At 33.5% G+C, this 20,023-nt stretch carries 16 protein-coding genes; 9 read left to right on the top strand and 7 right to left on the bottom strand.

What is annotated here, in order from left to right; translation table 11 throughout:
* Positions 1–61: 61 nt before the first annotated feature.
* The 4 genes from purB to ACNQF8_RS09200 all read left to right on the top strand — a co-directional run bounded on the left by purB (position 62) and on the right by ACNQF8_RS09200 (position 6,599).
* Positions 62–1,408 (top strand): adenylosuccinate lyase, encoded by a 1,347-nt coding sequence (gene purB, locus ACNQF8_RS09215; protein WP_417953366.1) that lies wholly within the window; start codon positions 62–64, stop codon positions 1,406–1,408.
* Between the two features lie 186 nt (positions 1,409–1,594).
* On the top strand, positions 1,595–3,835 hold the full coding sequence (locus ACNQF8_RS09210) for a cation:proton antiporter domain-containing protein (protein WP_417953367.1): 2,241 nt from the start codon (positions 1,595–1,597) through the stop codon (positions 3,833–3,835).
* Positions 3,836–4,090: 255 nt separating this feature from the next.
* Positions 4,091–4,696, top strand: coding sequence for an NAD(P)H-dependent oxidoreductase (locus ACNQF8_RS09205; protein WP_417953368.1), 606 nt, complete (start codon positions 4,091–4,093; stop codon positions 4,694–4,696).
* A 1-nt stretch (position 4,697) separates the two neighbouring features.
* On the top strand, positions 4,698–6,599 hold the full coding sequence (locus ACNQF8_RS09200; protein ID WP_417953369.1) for a monovalent cation:proton antiporter-2 (CPA2) family protein: 1,902 nt from the start codon (positions 4,698–4,700) through the stop codon (positions 6,597–6,599).
* Positions 6,600–6,683: 84 nt separating this feature from the next.
* On the opposite strand, the gene guaB is transcribed toward ACNQF8_RS09200, so the two are convergent.
* Positions 6,684–8,156 carry an IMP dehydrogenase gene (gene guaB, locus ACNQF8_RS09195; protein WP_315210183.1) on the bottom strand — a complete coding sequence of 491 codons (1,473 nt, stop codon included), beginning with the start codon at positions 8,154–8,156 and terminating at the stop codon, positions 6,684–6,686.
* A gap of 162 nt (positions 8,157–8,318) precedes the next feature.
* Between guaB and ACNQF8_RS09190 the strand changes: the two genes are divergently transcribed.
* Positions 8,319–10,823 carry a cation-translocating P-type ATPase gene (locus tag ACNQF8_RS09190; protein ID WP_417953370.1) on the top strand — a complete coding sequence of 835 codons (2,505 nt, stop codon included), beginning with the start codon at positions 8,319–8,321 and terminating at the stop codon, positions 10,821–10,823.
* Between the two features lie 8 nt (positions 10,824–10,831).
* On the opposite strand, the gene ACNQF8_RS09185 is transcribed toward ACNQF8_RS09190, so the two are convergent.
* The 4 genes from ACNQF8_RS09185 to ACNQF8_RS09170 all read right to left on the bottom strand — a co-directional run bounded on the left by ACNQF8_RS09185 (position 10,832) and on the right by ACNQF8_RS09170 (position 14,998).
* The gene (locus ACNQF8_RS09185; protein ID WP_417953371.1) at positions 10,832–12,226 is read right to left on the bottom strand and encodes a DUF5723 family protein; all 1,395 of its coding nucleotides are present in this window, start codon (positions 12,224–12,226) and stop codon (positions 10,832–10,834) included.
* Positions 12,223–12,777, bottom strand: coding sequence for a hypothetical protein (locus tag ACNQF8_RS09180; protein WP_417952345.1), 555 nt, complete (start codon positions 12,775–12,777; stop codon positions 12,223–12,225). The genes ACNQF8_RS09185 and ACNQF8_RS09180 overlap by 4 nt, the downstream gene beginning before the upstream one ends.
* A 105-nt stretch (positions 12,778–12,882) precedes the next feature.
* Positions 12,883–13,746, bottom strand: a complete 864-nt coding sequence (locus tag ACNQF8_RS09175; protein WP_417952346.1) for a hydroxymethylglutaryl-CoA lyase — start codon at positions 13,744–13,746, stop codon at positions 12,883–12,885.
* Between the two features lie 232 nt (positions 13,747–13,978).
* Positions 13,979–14,998: a quinone-dependent dihydroorotate dehydrogenase gene (locus ACNQF8_RS09170; RefSeq protein WP_417953372.1), complete on the bottom strand. Its 1,020-nt coding sequence runs from the start codon at positions 14,996–14,998 to the stop codon at positions 13,979–13,981.
* Positions 14,999–15,300: 302 nt separating this feature from the next.
* Between ACNQF8_RS09170 and ACNQF8_RS09165 the strand changes: the two genes are divergently transcribed.
* From ACNQF8_RS09165 to ACNQF8_RS09150, 4 genes are all read left to right on the top strand, one after another.
* On the top strand, positions 15,301–15,858 hold the full coding sequence (locus ACNQF8_RS09165; RefSeq protein WP_417952348.1) for a hypothetical protein: 558 nt from the start codon (positions 15,301–15,303) through the stop codon (positions 15,856–15,858).
* A gap of 176 nt (positions 15,859–16,034) precedes the next feature.
* Positions 16,035–17,288: a peptidase T gene (gene pepT / locus ACNQF8_RS09160; RefSeq protein ID WP_417952349.1), complete on the top strand. Its 1,254-nt coding sequence runs from the start codon at positions 16,035–16,037 to the stop codon at positions 17,286–17,288.
* A 3-nt stretch (positions 17,289–17,291) separates the two neighbouring features.
* Positions 17,292–17,876 carry a YdeI/OmpD-associated family protein gene (locus ACNQF8_RS09155; protein WP_417983505.1) on the top strand — a complete coding sequence of 195 codons (585 nt, stop codon included), beginning with the start codon at positions 17,292–17,294 and terminating at the stop codon, positions 17,874–17,876.
* Positions 17,877–18,164: 288 nt separating this feature from the next.
* Complete coding sequence (locus ACNQF8_RS09150) at positions 18,165–18,614, top strand: hypothetical protein (protein ID WP_315210160.1); 450 nt, start codon at positions 18,165–18,167, stop codon at positions 18,612–18,614.
* Between the two features lie 75 nt (positions 18,615–18,689).
* Here ACNQF8_RS09150 and yajC read toward each other — a convergent pair whose 3' ends face one another.
* Together yajC and nusB are read right to left on the bottom strand one after the other, a co-directional pair.
* The gene (gene yajC / locus ACNQF8_RS09145) at positions 18,690–18,962 is read right to left on the bottom strand and encodes a preprotein translocase subunit YajC (RefSeq protein WP_099715973.1); all 273 of its coding nucleotides are present in this window, start codon (positions 18,960–18,962) and stop codon (positions 18,690–18,692) included.
* Between the two features lie 27 nt (positions 18,963–18,989).
* On the bottom strand, positions 18,990–19,901 hold the full coding sequence (gene nusB, locus ACNQF8_RS09140; RefSeq protein WP_417952351.1) for a transcription antitermination factor NusB: 912 nt from the start codon (positions 19,899–19,901) through the stop codon (positions 18,990–18,992).
* Positions 19,902–20,023 lie beyond the last annotated feature (122 nt).

The following is a 20,023-nucleotide window of genomic DNA, read 5'->3' as shown; positions in this document are numbered from 1 at the left end:
TTATACCCCATAACTTATAACTTATAACTATTTTTGTGCCTTTCGAACAAACAACTAAACAATGATTACTTTAAACGAATTGAATGCTATATCGCCAATCGACGGAAGATATAGAAACAAGACTATTTCTCTGGCTCCATTTTTCTCTGAAGAAGCCTTAATCAAATACCGCGTGTTGGTTGAAATTGAATATTTCATTGCTTTGTGCGAAGTGCCTTTGCCACAACTAAAAGACGTAAACCCGAACTTATTCGAAAGTTTACGTGACATTTATAAAAACTTCTCTACTGAAGATGCGCTTTGGATCAAAGAAACGGAGAAAGTGACCAACCACGATGTAAAAGCGGTAGAATACTTCATCAAAGATGCTTTTGAAAAACTAGGCTTATCAGAATATAAAGAGTTCATTCACTTTGGATTAACATCGCAAGATATTAATAACACGGCGATTCCGCTTTCTACAAAAGAAGCTTTCGAGAAAGTGTACATGCCTTCTTTGATTACTTTGACATCAAAATTGAAAGATTTAAGTATCGAATGGGCGGCTATTCCAATGCTTGCCCGTACACACGGACAACCTGCTTCTCCAACTCGTTTGGGTAAAGAAATAGGTGTTTTTGTAGAACGTTTAGAAGAGCAAATGCGTTTGTTATTTAATGTTCCTTTTGCGGCTAAATTTGGCGGAGCAACCGGAAATTATAACGCACATCACGTAGCGTATCCACAAATTGACTGGAGAAAGTTCGGCGGTAAATTTGTAGAGGAAAACCTTGGTTTACACCACTCCTTCCCTACTACACAAATTGAACATTACGATCATTTCGCTGCATTTTTTGATGCGTTGAAAAGAATAAATACCATTATCATTGATTTAGACCGAGATATCTGGACATACGTTTCGATGGAATATTTCAAACAAAAAATCAAAGCGGGAGAAATAGGATCTTCGGCAATGCCACACAAAGTAAACCCTATTGATTTTGAAAATTCAGAAGGGAATTTAGGAATTGCCAATGCTATTTTCGAACATTTATCGGCTAAATTGCCATTATCAAGATTACAACGTGATTTAACAGATAGTACGGTTTTGAGAAATATTGGCGTACCAATGGGACATACCTTAATTGCTTTTGAAGCTACTTTGAAAGGATTGAACAAATTGTTATTGAACGAACCAAAATTCCACGAAGATTTAGAGAAAAACTGGGCTGTAGTTGCGGAAGCGATTCAAACGATTTTACGTCGTGAAGGATATCCAAATCCGTATGAAGCATTAAAAGGATTGACAAGAACCAATGAAGCGATTGATAAAAATGCAATTCATGGTTTTATTGCAACACTAGATGTTTCAGATGAAATTAAAGCCGAATTGATGCAAATCACTCCAAGTAATTTCTTAGGAATATAAGTTTTAGGAAATTATTTAAATTTATAAAATCCCGTTGAAAAGGAAGTCAAAATTCTTTTCAACGGGATTTTTGTTGCTAAAAAAATCATAAAAAACTGTTATTAGCGCTAATTATACTTTCAAAAGTAAAGTTTTTTTATATCTTACAACAATACACAAATACCTTAAAAAAATAAGTAAACGCCTATGAATACCGCAGAAACAGTAGCAAACGCCTCACACCATTTACAACCTTTAATTAGTGATTTAGGGTTAATCCTAATGACCGCCGCTGTGGCCGTTTTGTTATTTAAAAAAATCAAACAGCCTCTCGTTCTGGGGTATTTAATTGCCGGATTTTTGGCAGGAAATCATTTTGATTTTTTCCCTTCGGTAAAAGATATTAAAAGTGTAGAAGTTTGGGCAGAGATTGGGGTAATCTTTTTATTATTTAGCTTAGGGCTGGAATTCAGTTTTAAGAAACTGATGAAAGTGGGTGGAACTGCATCTATTACTGCAGTAACACAAATTATTTCAATGGTTGCCATAGGGTATTTAGCCGGCCAATGGATTGGTTGGAAACAGATGGACAGTATTTTTTTAGGAGTTATACTCTCGATTTCATCTACTACCATTATCCTAAAAACATTTGACGAACTCGGCGTAAAAACCCAAAAATTCGCGGGAATAGTTATCGGATCGCTTATCGTTCAAGACATAGTTGCCATTTTAATGATGGTATTGCTTTCTACAATTGCAGTAAGTCAACAGTTTTCAGGAAGCGAATTGTTATTATCCGTTTTTAAACTAATCTTTTTCTTGACCATATGGTTTGTTGGAGGTATCTTTTTTATCCCGACTTTACTTAAAAAAGCCAAAAATATATTGACGGACGAAATGCTGTTAATTATATCACTTGCTTTGTGTTTAATGATGGTTATTTTGGCAGCCAATGTTGGTTTTTCTCCTGCATTAGGCGCTTTTATAATGGGTTCCATCATTGCCGAAACTACTCAAGCGGAACACATCGAGCATTTGGTAAAACCTGTTAAAGACCTTTTTGGGGCGGTTTTCTTTGTTTCTGTTGGTATGTTAATTAACCCCGGAACTTTATATGAATATGCCTTGCCGGTTGCTATTTTAACCTTAGTCGTGATTTTAGGACAATCAATAAGCTCAACAATTGGTGCGTTACTTTCCGGGCAACCACTGAAACAATCGGTGCAAACCGGAATGAGTTTGTCGCAAATTGGGGAATTCTCCTTTATTATTGCAACACTAGGAATGACATTGAATGTAACCAGTGATTTTCTCTATCCAATTGTAGTGGCAGTGTCAGCAGTGACCACTTTTACGACTCCATTTATGGTGAAATTTGCCACTCCTTTTTCAGAATATCTGGAAAAAAAACTGCCTCGAAAATGGATTAAAAAAATTGAACGATACAGTGCCAATGCACAATCGATAAAATTAGTAAGCAACTGGCAAATAGTTGTGCGTGCATTTCTGACGCAAGTAATCATCCATTCCGTAATTATAGTGGCCATTATTTTACTTTCATCGAAATTCATTTTACCTTTAGTTGAAGGATCACAATTTGGAAATATATTCGCCGCATTAATTACATTAGTGATACTATCGCCTTTTTTATGGGCACTGTCCTTGCGTCGCGTCGCAGTTAAACAAGTGGCAATTTTAAGAGAAGAACGCAAATATCGCGGACCAATACTGATGATGATTTTGTTGCGAATGGTATTGACTCTCTTTTACATTGGATTTTTATTAAATATCTTTTTCTCACCCGTAATCGCTTTTATAATGCTGATTGTTGCCGTTGTCGTGTATTTTGTTTTTCCAAAAAAATTAAATGCGCAATATCACAAAATTGAAGACCATTTTTTGAAAAATTTAAATGCCCGAGAACTTAAAAAAGCGGTAAGAAGTCGTAGTGATTTAACACCCTGGGATGGCCACATGACTACTTTTGAAATCGCTCCAACCTCAAATATTGCCGGAAAAACACTCGAAGAATTAAGTATTCGAGAGCAATTAGGAATTAATATAGCTTTTGTTAAGCGTGGTGAAATCACCATTAATATTCCCAGCAGAAACGAAAGACTTTTTCCAGGCGATGAAATTTGTGTCATTGGTACTGATACTCAAGTAGCAGCATTTAAAAAATATTTGGACCAACATGAGATTGATGTCTCACCATTGGCAACTGAATCTGATATTGTCTTACAGCAGTTAGAGCTAATCAACGAAGCATTTATTGGAAAAAGCATACGTGATTCTGAATTACGTGAAAAAACAAGTGGTTTGATTGTTGGTTTAGAAAGAGGAGGAAAAAGAATTCTCAACCCAGAGTCAAAATTGATTTTAAAAAAAAATGATATTCTTTGGATTGTGGGTAGCAAAAAATTACTAGCTAATCTTTCCAAAAATTAAATAATGAGATTTATTTATTACAATTCCATTTTGGTAGAATTAATTTAATTTAAAATAAATATCCGAAATAAATCCCGTCTGAACGAAACTTTAGATTTTGTTTAGACGGGATTTTCTGTTTATTATAAAAAAATACTATTTGAACGATCCTAAATCATTAAGATTAAGCAATATTTTATACCTTAGAGCGGTTTTATTTTCATAAAAATAGTGTAAATCAACACAATAATCCTTTTTAATAGTTAAAATAAATTTATGCCAAAAAATAAAATCTTAATCTTGTTTTCACATCCGCTATTCGAGAAATCTCATGCGAATAAAGCTTTGGTGCAGAATATTCCCGATTCAGAAAACATTACTTTTCATGATTTATATGAGCAATATCCAGATTTTGATATTGATGTAAAATACGAACAAGATTTATTAAGTAAGCATGATATTATCATTTGGCACCATCCTATGTACTGGTATAGTTGCCCGCCATTGATGAAGCAATGGATTGATATGGTACTGGAACATAACTGGGCTTATGGAAAAAAGGGTAAAGCATTACAGGATAAAATTATTTTTCAGGTAATTACAACTGGTGGAGACAAGGAAAATTATTGTGAAACGGGTAGTGATCGCTATAGTATTCTTGAATTATTGGAACCGTTTAATCAAACTGCAAAAGTGTGTAATATGATTTACTTACCTCCTTTTGTAGTACATGGAACACATAATATGACCAATGAAGATTATGAAAAAAATGGTTTGATTTATGGCTATTTTCTAGATTATTTAGAGAATCATGATATCGATTCGGATGAAATTTTGCAACACCATTATTTGAATGAATGGTTTGCAACAATACTGACATAACATGGATACTAATTTTTTACTTCAGGCAATCATTTATTTAACAGCTGCCGTAATTTGTGTGCCAATTGCTAAAAAATTAGGCTTGAGTTCTATTTTAGGCTATTTATTAGCCGGAATAATCATTGGTCCTTTTGTTCTTGGTTTTATAGGTCAGGAAGGTCAGGATATAATGCATTTTGCCGAATTTGGTGTGGTAATGATGCTTTTTTTAATTGGTCTTGAATTAGAACCGAGTAAGTTTTGGAAAATGCGGAAATTCATTCTTGGAATGGGTTCCATGCAATTAATTGGAACCACAATACTACTATTTCTCGGATGTCTTTTTTTTATGGACTGGAAATGGGAAACTACATTAGCGATTTCGCTGGCACTAGCTTTATCTTCCACAGCTATTGTATTGCAAACCTTAAAAGAAAAAGGATTGTCAAATACTTCCGTGGGAAGTTCTTCATTTGCAGTTTTACTTTTTCAAGATATTGCTGTAATACCAATTTTAGCTTTTTTACCTCTTTTGTCAACAGTAAATCTTGAGGCAACAAATGATGCGCCACAGTCATTAATTACAGGCTATGCGAGCTGGTTACAAACGGTAATCGTAATCGGGATTATATCAACAATCTATTTTGCAGGCCGCTTTTTGTTTGTTCCTTTATTGCATATAATCGCAAAAACCCGGTTACAAGAATTATTCACTGCTTCAGCCTTATTACTTGTCGTTGGTGTTTCATACATGATGCAATTAATTGGATTAAGTCCTGCGCTTGGTGCTTTTATGGCTGGTGTCGTATTAGCCAACTCCGAATTCCGGCATGAATTAGAAGGCGATATTGCACCATTTAAGGGATTGCTTTTAGGCTTATTCTTTTTGGGTGTTGGAGCCTCAATAAACTTTCAATTAATTATTGATAATCCATTATTTATTTTTGCTTTTGGGGCGATTCTAACATTAGTGAAGTTTGTGGTATTGTTTATGACTAGTCGATTTTATAAAAAAAAATTGGATCAAAATCTACTGTTTGCTTTTGGCTTAAGTCAAGCGGGAGAATTTGGTTTTGTAATCATGAGTTTTTGCATGCAATTGAATATTGTACCTAATGTTTTAGCCAATCAAATTATGGCAGTCATAGCCATGAGTATGGTTGCAACTCCTTTCCTGTTGCTAATAAATGAGCGAATAATTTATCCAAACACCCGAACTCAGGAAAAAGAAGTAAAAAAAGATAATGATTATATTGACGAAGACAATCCCGTTATTATAGCTGGTTTTGGACATTTTGGAAGTACAGTGGGGCGATTATTGAGAGCGAACCAAATTAAATCAACCATTCTAGATTATGATTCAGATCGTATCGATTTATTACGGAAAATGGGCTTTAAAGTCTATTATGGAGATGCAACCCGATTGGAGCTATTGAAAGCTGCCGGTTGTGAAAATGCAAAAGTTTTCATTGCTGCCATCGATAATCCTACTGTAAATCTTCAAGTAATTGAAACCTTAAAGAAACATTTCCCAAATTTAAAAATCTTAACTCGTGCCCGAAATCGAAATGATGCCTACGAATTAATCGATCATAAAGTGCAACATATTTACAGGGAAACTTTATATAGCGCAGTCAATATGGGTGTTGATGCATTGGTAGAATTAGGACTTCGGAAATATACAGCTACCAGACAAGGTCAACAATTTATAAAATATGATGAAATTACCACACGTAAATTAGCCGAAAAACGCCATGATAAAATGGCCTATTTGATTACCATAAAGGAGGAAATTGAATTACAGGAACAATTATTAAAGAGTGATATATATTCCCAAGTTGCTGCTACCAATCACAGTTGGGACAGTCAGCACTTAAAAAATAATCTGGCTGACTTGTCTGACTCATCAGAATTGCAAGACTAAAATTTATAGCAATAAAAAAAGCATAATTAAAACCCTAAAACGGAATTAATTATGCTTTTTTTTTATGATATTAAAACTATAAAATTATCTTGAATAATTTGGAGCTTCTTTTGTTATGGTCACATTATGTGGATGACTTTCGTTGATTCCGCTAGCAGTAATACGAACAAAACGCCCTGTTTCCTGTAATGTTGGAATATCTTTTGAACCACAATACCCCATTCCTGCACGAAGACCACCAATGAATTGTTGCATACTTTCGTTCAATTCTCCTTTGTAAGGAACACGACCTACAATTCCTTCCGGAACTAGTTTTTTCACGTCATCTTCCACATCTTGGAAATAACGATCTTTTGAACCTTCTTGCATCGCTTCAACAGATCCCATTCCTCGGTAAGACTTGAATTTTCTTCCTTCGAAAATAATAGTTTCACCAGGAGATTCCATAGTACCGGCTAATAATGAACCTAACATTACACAATCCGCACCTGCAGCAATCGCTTTAGGAATATCTCCTGTGTAACGAATTCCACCATCTGCAATTACTGGAACTCCAGTTCCTTTGATAGCGGCAGCCACTTCAAGAACAGCGGAAAACTGAGGGAAACCAACACCGGCAACAATACGAGTTGTACAAATAGAACCTGGTCCTATTCCTACTTTTACCCCATCAGCACCATTTTCAACAAGATATTTAGCTGCTTCAGCGGTGGCAATATTACCAACAATAACATCTAAGTCCGGGAATTTAGCTTTGACTAATTTTAGTACATCTACTACTCCTTTAGTATGTCCGTGAGCGGTATCAATTATAACTGCGTCTACTCCGGCATTAACTAAAGCAGTAGCTCTTTCAACAGCATCTGCAGTAACACCTAATGCAGCAGCAACACGTAAACGTCCGTATTTGTCTTTGTTTGCATTTGGTTTTTGAGTCAATTTAGTAATGTCTCTAAATGTAATTAGACCCACTAATTTATAAGCTGCATTTACAACCGGTAATTTTTCAATTTTATGACCTTGCAAAACTACTTCTGCTTGTTCCAGAGAAGTACCTTCAGCAACAGTTACTAAATTTTCACTGGTCATTATCTCAACAATAGGTCTTGAACTATTTTTTTCGAAACGCAAATCTCTATTGGTAACGATTCCTTTTAATATTTGGTTTTCGTCTACAATTGGAATACCTCCAATACCAAATTCTTTCATTGCACTTTTAGCATCTGCAACAGTAGAAGTCAAAGGCAAAGTAACTGGATCGATAATCATTCCTGACTCCGCACGTTTTACTTTTCTAACTTTCGCAGCTTGTTGCTCGATAGTCATATTTTTATGCAAAACACCAATTCCACCTTCTTGCGCCATAGCAATTGCCATTGCACTTTCGGTAACAGTATCCATAGCTGCAGATACAATTGGAACGTTAAGCGTTATATTTCTTGAAAATTTTGATTGAATACTCACTTCGCGAGGAAGCACATTTGAGTAGTTAGGAACTAATAGAACATCATCGTAAGTTAATCCTTCACCGATAATCTTAGAGTTGTGTGCGATCATTGCAATTGTAGTTGGAGTTTAATTGCGTGCAAATATAGACAATCTTATGCAAAAAAACGAGTAAATTTTATAATAAATGATTAAATTGCATTATAGAGTTTTCTCTAATCCAACTTCTTCCGTTTTTATAATCTATAAAATTTGATTCATTTATTTTTTGATATGACAGAACCACAACAACAAATAAAAGGGCTTTCAAATGATGAAGTCTTGCAATCAAGAACAAAAAATGGAGTAAATTCCATAGTACATCAGGACAACAATAATTTCTTTACTTCTCTAATCGAAATGGTTAAAGAACCTATGTTTTTGTTGCTTTTGACGGCTACCAGTATTTATTTTATTACTGGCGATTTTGGTAACGGAATTTTTATGGCGGTCGCTATTATATTAGTTTCTACTATATCACTTTATCAGGAATCAAAAAGCCGAAACGCAATCGAAGCTTTAAAAAAACTATCACAACCCAAAAGTAAAGTCATTCGCAATAGCGAAATTATAGAAATCCCAAGCGAGGAAATTGTCTTGGGTGATTTTATCCAAACGGAAGAAGGAACCTTTATACCAGCTGATGCCACTATCATTAAATCTAATGATTTTTCCATAAATGAATCTGTTCTTACTGGTGAGTCACTGGCAGTCTTAAAAAATGAAACGTCCGAAAACAATCAAGTATATCTTGGAACAATTGTCACCAGCGGTTTAGCTATTTGTGAAGTTACCGCTATTGGCAACCAAACTCAATTAGGCAAAATAGGAAAAAGTTTAGAAACAATTATCGAAGAAAAAACGCCTTTGCAAATACAAATTGGAAACTTTGTAAAAAAGATGTCTTTTGTAGGACTGGCAATTTTTGGTGTGGTTTGGATTATTAATTACTATAATTCTAAAGACGTTCTTGACAGCTTACTAAAAGCATTGACCTTGGCAATGAGTATCATTCCTGAGGAAATTCCAGTGGCTTTTACCACTTTTATGGCCCTTGGTGCTTGGCGCTTAATGAATATGGGAATAATTGTCAAACAAACGAAAACAGTAGAAACTCTGGGTAGTGCCACCGTAATTTGCACTGATAAAACGGGAACTATCACCGAAAACAAAATGAGTCTGGCGCAATGGTACACTTTTTCATCAAATGAAATATCTAATCCAAAGAAACACCTAAATAATGATGAACTGGAAGTAGTAACACTTTCCATGTGGGCTAGCGAACCAATTCCTTTTGACGCAATGGAAATTGCCTTACATGAGGCCTATTCAAAATTAGATATTCCAGATGAACGCCCCAATTTCAAGTTAATACATGAATATCCATTGTACGGAAAACCGCCCATGATGACCCATGTTTTTGAAAACCAAAATGGAACGAGAATTATTGCTACCAAGGGCGCTCCAGAAGCATTAATTGCCTGTTCTAATCTATCCGAAAAAGAAACTCAACAAATCCTTACAGCAATGACTACTATGGCTAAGGAAGGATTTCGTGTTCTGGGTGTTGGCGTTGCTCAATTTTCAGGAACTGATTACCCTAAAACGCAACAAGAATTTGCTTTTGATTTTAAAGGACTGGTCGCTTTTTATGATCCTCCAAAAGCAAATATAAAAGCAGTTTTTGAAACATTTTACAAAGCAGGCATTCAAATAAAAATAGTTACTGGTGACAATGCAGCGACAACAGCCACAATCGCTAAACAAATTGGTTTTCGAAACGTAGAAAAAACACTCAACGGAGATGAATTAATGGCAATGGACGATGCTACACTAAGAGAAAAAGTAATGAAAACCTCCATTTTTACAAGAATGTTTCCCGAGGCAAAACTCAAAATTATAAAAGCACTAAAAGATAATAATCAAATTGTAGCTATGACAGGCGATGGCGTAAATGACGGACCAGCCTTAAAGTCAGCGCACATAGGAATTGCTATGGGTAAAAAGGGAACCGAAATTGCCAAACAAGCCGCTAATCTTATCCTTATTGAGGATGATTTTTCAAAAATGATTGATGCCATTGCGATGGGCCGTAAAATATATAACAATCTAAAAAAAGCGATTCAATATATCATTTCCATTCACATTCCAATTATCATGATTGTGTTTATTCCTTTGGCTTTAGGATGGATTTATCCAAATATTTTCTCTCCGGTTCATGTCATTTTTCTGGAGATAATTATGGGACCTACGTGTTCTATAATTTATGAAAACGAACCCATGGAACGCAATTTGATGCTCCTAGAACCAAGACCATTTACCACGACTTTTTTTAAACTCAAAGAAATAACGATAAGTATTATTCAAGGACTTGCTATTACTTTGGGACTTTTATTTGTCTACCAATATTGTGTGACTGAAAATTGCTCCGAAAGTGTGACAAGAACTGTTGTATTCCTCACTTTGATTGCTTCCAATATTTTCTTGACACTCACCAACCGTTCTTTTTACTATTCTATATTTACTACTTTACGCTACAAAAATAATTTAGTTCCAATGATTATAGGCGCAACCATTCTCATCACTATTTTATTGTTGTTTGTTCCTTTATTTGCTCATTTTTTCGAGTTCGAAAGAGTTACTGGATTTCAAATTTGTCTGAGTATTTTAGTGGGATTTGTCTCGGTACTTTGGATAGAAATTTACAAAGGATTTAAACGAAGAAAAGTCCAATTTTAGAATAGTATTTATTTTTTACTGTTTTTAAAAACAACATTAAGCCCTAGCTGAAAAGACATGCTATTGGCTTTAGTGACATCCTTATATTCCAGAAGATTATCGGCAAGAACATAGAAATTAACCGGTCCAAACATACTGGACAATCCCAATCCTATATTTTTATAGGAATAGGAATCTATGGTATAAGTCGCTTTCATTTGCAACGAATTGAAAATTTTTCTTCTGTAATAGGTCGTAAAAGCAACTAAAGGCGTTCTTGGGGTAGACATTACAAATAATTGAGCCCCCACAGCACTTTTATAAATAGTTTCAGGATCATAATTAAGACAATTACAATCTTCGGAAACTTCTTCTTCGAATGAAAATTGAATGGAAGAGTTCAATTTTGTAGGTCGCCAAGTAGTGTAATCGGCATACAAGGTATCCAAAGGAACAGCATCCTTAAATTCTTGATATCCATTTTCTGCTGAATTTCCAGAACTGAATTTGGGAATAACTCCTTCGTATTTATAACTACCTTTAAAAGTCAAACTTTCTACTTCTTTAGTATGTTTTATAAAACCAAAATCAATAACACTTGCTGTTAATTGAATATTTTTCTTTGGATAATAAGTCAAACCGGCATCAAATCCCAAACCTAAATTACCTCCTAGAAGAGCTCTTTTAGCAATATCTTTTACCACATTTGGATCATAATCTTCGTCATCATATTTAGCAATCCCTGATGTATTGAATTGCAAATCCGAATAAATCATTTGTTCATAAACCCCTTGTGTAGAAGGAATGGTGTAAATATATCCTGAATTATTAGTGGAACTGACATTATAAATACTGGAATAAATCTTTCCTCGCGCTCCTAGAATTAATTTTTCATTTACCTTTTTATGAAATCCCAGATGAAAAACTGAGAGCATTTCAGCTTTTATATTCAAATCCCCTAAATTAAATACTTTCCCCAAATAATCTCTATTCCCGTCTAAAGCCAAAATTGCAATATCTTTAGGAACATAGCTCATAAAATCAAATTCCTGGTACATACCAAAAGAAATATAGGAATCACCTTGCTCTCCCGCTATTTTAAAACCGCCATTAAATAATTCTATTTGTTCGTTTAGGGCCATTCTATCTTTTCGTGTTGTGGAGAATACTACATTTCGCAATTTTACATTAAAATCGACTCCGTTATCCGCGAATAAATCATATGCCGAAAATCCACTCGAACCAACATTTGCAGAAATACCAGACAATAAAGGAATCCCAAAATACCAATTGTACTTCACATCAGAACCCGGATTTGTCAACAAGGACTGAGGCACTGAAGTAAAATTATAGAGAATTTGTTTGTTTTGTGAAAAGGAACCTATTGTTAGAAATAGAACAAAAATCAAAAATATTTTTCTCATTCTACTATAAAATAAGCGGTTACTCCTGAACGTAATTTTAAATTCCCCACGCTACTTTCGCTTAATGGCGGTCCAGTAAACATGGTAATCGTAAATGTAATTTTAGTTGTTCTTTTTAATAAATCCAGTGTAGCATTTTGAAACATTTCGGTTTTAGTAACTATATTCTCTGTTCCGGAGTAAGCTGGTACGCTAAAATTTGAGGAATGAACTGGCTGATTATTTCTATCCAGAAATACTAGATCCATTCTGTAGCTTCTATTAATAGTATTGTTAATTTCAAAAAAAAGATCAACCCTATTTAATTTTTCCGTGAAAAATTTTTCACTAAAAACATCAACAGTTGGCGCATCAAAAATTACGTTTTGTTCTACTCCTCCAGTTACAAATTGATTGGCCTGAATATTAAAATAAGCTAAATTTGATATAATTACTGGTTCTAATTTTATATCATTTACTTGATTATAATCTAAATCACTTGCGCATGAAGACGAAAATAAGATCAGAATTAGTACACTTAAGATTCTATGGATGGTCCGTAGTTTCATCATAATTAGTCTATTAAAAGTAAATTGGGGAACTGTATAACTAACGCATCAATCATAAACTTATTATTTCAAGATATAGAGTTCAACTACAAGTATCATTTTTTAATTTTAATGAAATTCACCAAACAATTTAGAGGCCTCATTGTAAGCACTTTCGAAGCTAATAGGGCTCATATCTGTTTTTTCTTTTTGAGCTGTAAAATAAGATAATAGTTTCTCTGTAGGCATATTGCCTGTTAAATCATCTGTTGCCATTGGACATCCTCCAAAACCTTGAATAGCTCCATCAAATCGACGACAACCCGCTTTATAAGCCGCATCAATTTTCTCAAACCATTTATCAGGTGTTGTATGAAGATGCGCGCCAAATTCTATTTTAGGATATTTTGGAATTAAATTCGAAAATAAATACGAAATCACATCTGGTGTTGAACTTCCTACTGTATCCGAAAGTGAAAGTATTTTGACTCCCATCAATGCTAATTTTTCAGTCCATTCGCCTACAATTTCTACACTCCAAGGATCACCGTAAGGATTACCAAATCCCATCGAAAGATAGGCTACAACTTCCTTATTTGTACTATCGGCAATTTCAAGAATTTCTTGTAAGGTAATTAACGATTCGGAAATCGTCTTATGGGTATTCCTCATTTGGAAATTCTCAGAAATCGAAAATGGAAATCCTAAATACTGTATTTCAGAATGATTTGAAGCTAGAGTTGCTCCTTGTGTATTAGCAATAATTGCCAACAATTTGCTTTTGGTTTGAGATAAATCAAGTTGTGCCAGAACCTCAGCGGTATCATGCATTTGCGGAATCGCTTTTGGCGAAACAAAGCTTCCAAAATCTATAGTATCAAAACCCACACGCAATAAAGACTGAATATAAGTCACTTTTCTTGCCGTAGGAATAAATGGCTTTATGCCTTGCATGGCATCACGTGGACATTCTATAATTTTTATTGGCTCCATAGAAAGCCAAAGATAGAAAAACAATTAAGAATTTTAAATTATGATTTTTAAATTTTCTAAAATTGATATTATTACCTACTTTGGTAATAAATTAAAATATTACGTAATTTGGTAATAATTTGATATTAACCTTTTAGAATTGAACTTGATTTTTAAATTATAATTGAATTATCATAAGTTTAATCAAAGGAGACATTATTAACTCTTGAAAAGTACCTTCAAAAATAAGATATTACAATCTTTCTAAAATCTTTTTGTTTATGGCTTTCACCAAAGCCGGACCTTCATAGATAAAACCGGTGTACAACTGAATTAAACTTGCTCCTGCGTCTAATTTTTCTAGCGCATCGTCCGCAGAATGGATTCCTCCTACTCCAATAATCGGAAAGGCTTTATTACTTTTTTCAGATAAAAATCGGATGACTTCAGTAGAACGTTTTGTCAATGGTTTTCCAGATAATCCACCTATTTCTGTTTTATTATCAGATTGTAATCCTTCACGAGAAATCGTGGTATTAGTTGCAATAACTCCCGCAATTTTAGTTTCCTTGATAATATCAATAATATCAAGCAACTGCTCATCAGTCAAATCAGGAGCAATTTTCAGGAGAATTGGTTTTTGCTTTGGCCTTGCCAAATTCTTATTTTGTAATGTTTGTAACAATTGTGTCAACGGCTCTTTGTCTTGTAACGCTCGAAGATTTGGCGTGTTTGGAGAACTTACATTCACCACAAAATAATCAACATAATCATACAAAGCATCAAAACAAATTTCATAATCTGAAGTCGCTTCTTCGTTTGGTGTCAACTTATTTTTACCAATGTTTCCACCTATTAGAACGTCTTTATTTTGTTTCAAACGTTCTACCGCTTCTTGAACTCCGCCGTTGTTGAAACCCATCCTATTAATAATTGCGCTGTCTTCTTTTAGACGAAACAATCGTTTTTTAGGATTTCCTTCTTGTCCTTTTGGTGTGAGTGTTCCTATTTCGATAAAACCAAAACCAAAATTAGACAATTCTTTATACAACTTAGCGTCCTTATCAAACCCGGCAGCAAGTCCAACAGGATTTCTAAATTTTAAACCAAAAACCTCAGTCTCTAATCGTGTATCTTTTACTTCGTAAAGCAATCTAAAAAGGGCAGTAAAACCTGGAATTTTGGACAAAAATCGAATTAATGAAAAAGTAAAATAATGAACTTTTTCCGGATCAAACAAAAATAGAAATGGACGAATGAATACTTTATACATGGTTGTAGTGTTGTTGGTACAAAAATAGAACTATCTAATCGATAATTAAATATTTCGAAAAAAAATTATACATCACATTTGATTTGGCTGTAGCCAAAGAAGAAATAACAGAAATAAACAGTAGTTAAATAAAGCACAAAACCTTCTGAACAACAAAACACAATTTACTAGTTATCAATTATTTAAAATCAAAAGTCGCAGTTTTAAATTCCTTAACACCAAATAAGATATGATTTTTCTTATCTTGTAATAAAACAAATCACTTTTAAACATACATTTTTATCAACTTAAAACACATAATCATGAATATAAAATTACTTTTCACTGTAGTATTGCTTTCTAGTTTTCAACTTTTCTTTGCGCAAGACACAAAAACTGACACGATAAAATTAGCCACAAAAACTACCATAACTACGGTTACAACAATTAAAGACACCATAAAAGTTGCTCCAGTAGTAGCAGCAAAATTAGCGACTAATGAAGAAAAAGAGGCATTAAAAAAAGAAGCTAAAGTTCTTAAGGACAAAATAAAATCAGAAAAAAAAGCACTAAGAGAAGCTAATAAAATAGAAAAAGAGCAAAAAGCTTTTGAAAAAAAACAAAAAGCTTTTGACAAACGACAAGACAAAATTCTTTCGAGTGAAAAATCAATTAGTAAGATTAAAACAAAAATCTCAGATGAGGAGAGAAATTTAATCAAACTCAAAGAAAAATTTGAACAGAAAAAATCAAAAGGAAAGCTTACTTCTACTGAAATTGAAAAAGAAAATATCAAAATCAGTAAGCGACAAATAAAAATAAATAAGCTTGAAGGAGATCTAGATAAAGCAGAAGAAAAACTTCATAAAATGAGAGATTAATTTGAACCACCTTCGGGTGGTTTTTTTATATAAAAAGATTTATTTCACCCAAAAAAAGTATTGTTTATTGAGGTTCAAACAATGCAATTATTATTTTTAATTTGCAAGATTTTGTTGCTGCTTAACTTCAAAATGCTCCTGAAAAAATGTTTATATTTGCATTAAAACAAATTAAAATGCAACATATAATTGACCGTTTCATCAGTTACGTAACTATTGATACTGAATCTGACCACAAATCAGAAAGTACACCAAGTACAGCAAAACAATGGGATTTAGCCAATAAATTGGTTGAAGAACTTAAAGCAATTGGATTGCAAGACGTGACAATTGATGAGAAAGCATACATCATGGCAACTCTGCCAAGTAATGTAACTCATGAAGTCCCTGTGATTGGATTTATTTCTCACTTTGATACTTCCCCTGATTTTACCGGAGCCAATGTAAAACCTCAAATTGTATCGAACTATGATGGTAAAGACATTGTATTAAATGCAGATAAAAATATTATTCTTTCTCCAAGTTATTTCAAAGATTTATTGCTTTACAAAGGACAAACTTTGATTACTACTGACGGAACAACACTGCTAGGTGCCGATGACAAAGCCGGAATCACTGAGATTGTGACTGCAATGGAATTCCTTATCAACAATCCTGAAATCAAACACGGAAAAATCAGAATCGGTTTTACACCAGACGAAGAAATTGGTCGTGGTGCGCACCATTTTGATGTAGAGAAATTTGGAGCTGACTGGGCATATACAATGGATGGTAGTCAAATAGGCGAATTAGAATATGAAAATTTTAATGCGGCTGGCGCCAAAATCACTTTCAAAGGTAAAAGCGTGCATCCTGGTTATGCCAAAGGAAAAATGATCAATTCTATGTTGATTGCTAATGATTTTATTAATGAGTTACCCGCTGGAGAAACTCCTGAGGAAACTAAAGGATATGAAGGTTTCTTTCACGTACATCATCTGAATGGAAGTATTGAAGAAACCGTTTTAGAATTAATCATTCGCGATCACAACAAGAAAAAGTTTGAAAAGCGCAAAGAACTAATCGAGAAAATTGCTCGAAAAATCAATAAGAAGTTTGCTAAACAATTTGGTGAAGATATTGTTATCACGGAGATTAAAGATCAATATTACAATATGAAAGAAAAGGTTCTGCCTGTGAAACATATTGTAGATATTGCTGAAAAAGCGATGAAAGAAATAGGAATTAAACCGCTTATAAAACCTATTCGTGGTGGAACTGACGGTTCTCAATTATCCTATAAAGGATTGCCTTGCCCAAATATTTTTGCTGGTGGACACAATTTTCATGGGAAATATGAATATGTGCCTGTAGAAAGCATGCAAAAAGCAGTTGAAGTAATTGTCAAAATAGCGGAATTAACAGCTACAGAAGATTCATCTAAAAAATAATCTATTGGAATCCTCAAAAACAACTCATTCTGGGAGAAAAACAACAGTTGGCCAGAAGAATTAGAACTTCTAAAATCAATTATTGGCAAAACAGAACTCGTGGAAACAACCAAATGGGGCGTTATTGTTTATGTCTTGAATGGTAAAAACGTACTCGGAATTGGAGGATTCAAAAATTACTTTGCCATTTGGTTTTTCAACGGAGTTTTATTGCAAGATAAAAAAAAGGCGTTAGTCAATGCACAGGAAGGCGTTACCAAATCATTGCGACAATGGCGTTTTTCATCGAAAGAAGAAGTCAATGAAGCTGCAGTTTTAGAGTATATTAATGAAGCGATTGCCAATGAGAAACAAGGAAAGAATAGTAAGCCACAGAAAAAAGAACCTATCGTTTCTGAACTTTTTCAAAAAGAATTAGATACAGATGCCAATTTAGCAGAAGCTTTTCTAAAATTCTCTCCTTACAAACAATATGAATTCTTAGAGTATATTGAAACTGCTAAACGGGAAGAAACCAAACTTTCCCGGATTGAAAAAATCAAACCGATGATAAAAGAAAGCATTGGTTTAAATGATAAGTACCGATAAAATTAAGTCCCAATTCTGAAGCTCAGAGTTGGGACTTTTTTTGTTCAAAATCATATTAGAATATCTCACTGTTCTCCCATAATCATTCAAACAATCTCTTTCCTATAAAAAAGAAAATACTTGTTTGTGCATTATTTGTTACAAATTAGAATGAATTATAAAAATCATTCTGAAAAACTTAACATTGACCAGTCTATTAAATCACTATATTTACTTACAACCACATAACAATTTAGTAACACAAGAACAACTATTTGTTTAATTGCATAAAAACTAATACTATAAATTATGATACCAAAGAAAGAAGCGGAGACAGATCCCGTATCTCCAGCAAAACCTGAAATTGATAAGCCTATTAGAGCTCCTAGGACAAAAGTTATTAAACCTGTAGCGGAACCCGTTGAAATTATAGCTCCTGTCATTGAAGAAGAAATAACGGAAATCATAGAGATTTCGACTATTAGTCTAGAGGATAGTGATAATAGTGATGTTTCAAATCAGAAAAAAAGTAAAAACGAGATTAAAAAGAAAGTAAAGATGAAAGATAAAGACAAGAAAAAGGCTAAAAAAGCCGACGCAAAAGAGAAAGCAAAGCAAAAAGCGAAAGCAAAAGCTAAAAAGGCTAAAAAAGCCAAAAAGGATAAAGCTAAAAAAGCAAAAGTCAAATCAAAGATAAAAGCTAAAAAAGCTAAAGCAAAATCAAAAAAAGCAAAGAAGAATAAAAAGAATAAAAAATAAGACTGTTATTTTTTATCAAAAAAAGTCCCAATCCGAATAATCGGTTGGGACTTTTTTAATTCATTAAAATGAGAATTATTTTTTGTTCAATACTGCACTCATTTCCATAGAAATAGCTGAACGCTCCATTTTCAATTTTCCTGACATCGTTTCAACAACTACAGTTGTATCAGCTAACTCAGAAACTTTTCCGTGAAGACCACTTTTTGTGATGATTTTATCACCTACTTTCAAGCTGCTTTCAAATTCTTTTTCATTTTTCGCTCTTTTTTGTTGTGGTCTGATCATGAAGAAATAGATTACCACAAACATTAATAAAAACGGTGCAAATTGAGTTAATTGTTCCATAATTTAAATTCTTTTTTTATTGATTAATTACATTAAACCACGACCAGCTTTGATAATTCTTTTACTGGCTTCCAGTTCTTTTACTAAATTGTCTAAAATTCCGTTGATAAAAATACTACTTTTTGGCGTAGAATATTCTTTGGCAACTTCTAAATACTCGTTAAGAGTTACTTTTACAGGAATGGATGGGAATTTCAAAAATTCACAGATTGCCATTTTCAGGATAATCGTATCAATTTCGGCAATTCTCTCAGTATCCCAGTTTGGTGTTTTATCAAGGTATTCTTTGGCTAATTCCGTTTCGTTTAAAACTGTCTTTCTAAACAAATCTTTAACAAAATCCTTGTCTTCATTGTCTTTATACAATTTTGGAACTCTGAAATTATCATCTTCTCCAGATTTAATCGCTTTCAATTGCTTGATAATATGCGTATTCACTAATGGAATATCGTCAACCCAAGTTAACTTATCATCCTCTAAATATTCATATAATTTTTCATTTGGAACAATTACATCCATGAACAAATCAACGATAAATTGCCTGTCTTCTTCAAATGTATTTACTGAATTACTCATGTAATCCGCATACAATTTACTTGCTTTTACATCATTAAGAAGCAATAAAATATAATCGTCGTTTAAAGACCAATTATTGATTTTACGGTTTTCCAGCGCAATGCTTAATGAATTGTTTTCGGTAAGAATTTGAAAAATTTTGTTTTTGATGAACTTTTCGTTGGGTTTACGTTCCTCAGGAGTTGCAAGATGTTTCAAACTTGATTTATGCAAAAAGACAGTCTCTGTTTTACAAATTTCAATCAAGGAAGAAAGCATTATAAGGTATAAATCTTGAATATTATCGATACTGTAAAAAAGGAATTTTTCTTCTTTTTCCAAACTATCTGAACCGCTTTGATGCATTGCATAAATGGACTGCATAACTTTAACGCGAATGTGTCTTCTATTTACCACCTTGTAAGAACTTTTATTAATTAGTCTGCAAAAATAAGTATTTCATTTTTTAAAATAAAATATATAATCGCTTATTTTAAAGTTTTCAA

Source organism: Flavobacterium labens (assembly GCF_048286755.1).
Classification (GTDB): domain Bacteria; phylum Bacteroidota; class Bacteroidia; order Flavobacteriales; family Flavobacteriaceae; genus Flavobacterium.
The sequence above is the reverse complement of the archived record's forward strand: the minus strand, read 5'-3'. Positions and strand labels throughout refer to the sequence as shown.

Bases quoted from the DNA above. Each gene is read 5' to 3' on its own strand.
- purB (WP_417953366.1), top strand. From the start codon at position 62: ATGATTACTTTAAACGAATTGAATGCTATATCGCCAATCGACGGAAGA.
- ACNQF8_RS09210 (WP_417953367.1), top strand. From the start codon at position 1,595: ATGAATACCGCAGAAACAGTAGCAAACGCCTCACACCATTTACAACCT.
- ACNQF8_RS09205 (WP_417953368.1), top strand. From the start codon at position 4,091: ATGCCAAAAAATAAAATCTTAATCTTGTTTTCACATCCGCTATTCGAG.
- ACNQF8_RS09200 (WP_417953369.1), top strand. From the start codon at position 4,698: ATGGATACTAATTTTTTACTTCAGGCAATCATTTATTTAACAGCTGCC.
- guaB (WP_315210183.1), bottom strand. From the start codon at position 8,156: ATGATCGCACACAACTCTAAGATTATCGGTGAAGGATTAACTTACGAT.
- ACNQF8_RS09190 (WP_417953370.1), top strand. From the start codon at position 8,319: ATGACAGAACCACAACAACAAATAAAAGGGCTTTCAAATGATGAAGTC.
- ACNQF8_RS09185 (WP_417953371.1), bottom strand. From the start codon at position 12,226: ATGAGAAAAATATTTTTGATTTTTGTTCTATTTCTAACAATAGGTTCC.
- ACNQF8_RS09180 (WP_417952345.1), bottom strand. From the start codon at position 12,777: ATGATGAAACTACGGACCATCCATAGAATCTTAAGTGTACTAATTCTG.
- ACNQF8_RS09175 (WP_417952346.1), bottom strand. From the start codon at position 13,746: ATGGAGCCAATAAAAATTATAGAATGTCCACGTGATGCCATGCAAGGC.
- ACNQF8_RS09170 (WP_417953372.1), bottom strand. From the start codon at position 14,998: ATGTATAAAGTATTCATTCGTCCATTTCTATTTTTGTTTGATCCGGAA.
- ACNQF8_RS09165 (WP_417952348.1), top strand. From the start codon at position 15,301: ATGAATATAAAATTACTTTTCACTGTAGTATTGCTTTCTAGTTTTCAA.
- pepT (WP_417952349.1), top strand. From the start codon at position 16,035: ATGCAACATATAATTGACCGTTTCATCAGTTACGTAACTATTGATACT.
- ACNQF8_RS09150 (WP_315210160.1), top strand. From the start codon at position 18,165: ATGATACCAAAGAAAGAAGCGGAGACAGATCCCGTATCTCCAGCAAAA.
- yajC (WP_099715973.1), bottom strand. From the start codon at position 18,962: ATGGAACAATTAACTCAATTTGCACCGTTTTTATTAATGTTTGTGGTA.
- nusB (WP_417952351.1), bottom strand. From the start codon at position 19,901: ATGCAGTCCATTTATGCAATGCATCAAAGCGGTTCAGATAGTTTGGAA.